Origin of the sequence: Candidatus Rickettsia tasmaniensis (assembly GCF_036857515.1) — a bacterium.
GTDB classification, from domain to species: domain Bacteria; phylum Pseudomonadota; class Alphaproteobacteria; order Rickettsiales; family Rickettsiaceae; genus Rickettsia; species Rickettsia rickettsii.
Genome location: NZ_JAQCNX010000082.1, coordinates 1 through 506, shown reverse-complemented (window position 1 = coordinate 506; position 506 = coordinate 1). Strand labels below are relative to the sequence as shown.

Genomic DNA, 506 nt, shown 5'->3' with positions numbered 1-506 from the left:
TCAGCTCTCATATTAACGGCGATAAATATATGTTAACTCCTGAGCGTTCTACCGAAATACAATATCTGCTCGGTAGCACAATCACTATGGCTTTTGATGAATGTACGCCTTACCCTGCAACCTTTGAAGAAGCTAAAACTTCTATGCAGCTTACGACTAGATGGGCGAATAGATCACGTAATGCTTTTGTTAAGCGGGAAGGCTATGCACAATTCGGTATTATTCAAGGTAGCGTTTACGAAGAATTACGTGAGCAATACTTACCACTTAATGCTTCAGCCGACTGCCGAACGTATAGTACGGCTTGGTGGCTTACATAAATTCATGAATTGGGATAAGCCGATATTAACCGATTCTGGCGGTTTTCAGGTAATGTCGCTATCGAAGTTACGCAAGATAACCGAAGAGGGAGTAAGTTTCAGCTCTCATATTAACGGCGATAAATATATGTTAACTCCTGAGCGTTCTACCGAAATACAATATCTGCTCGGTAGCACAATCACTAT

Annotated in this window: 2 pseudogenes; both read left to right on the top strand. The window is 41.3% G+C overall.

The window, feature by feature from the left end:
• A pseudogene (locus tag O6R16_RS08060) lies at positions 1-257 on the top strand (tRNA-guanine transglycosylase); the annotation flags it as partial.
• Positions 250-506, top strand: a pseudogene (locus tag O6R16_RS08055) (tRNA-guanine transglycosylase); the annotation flags it as partial. The pseudogenes O6R16_RS08060 and O6R16_RS08055, both read left to right, overlap by 8 nt.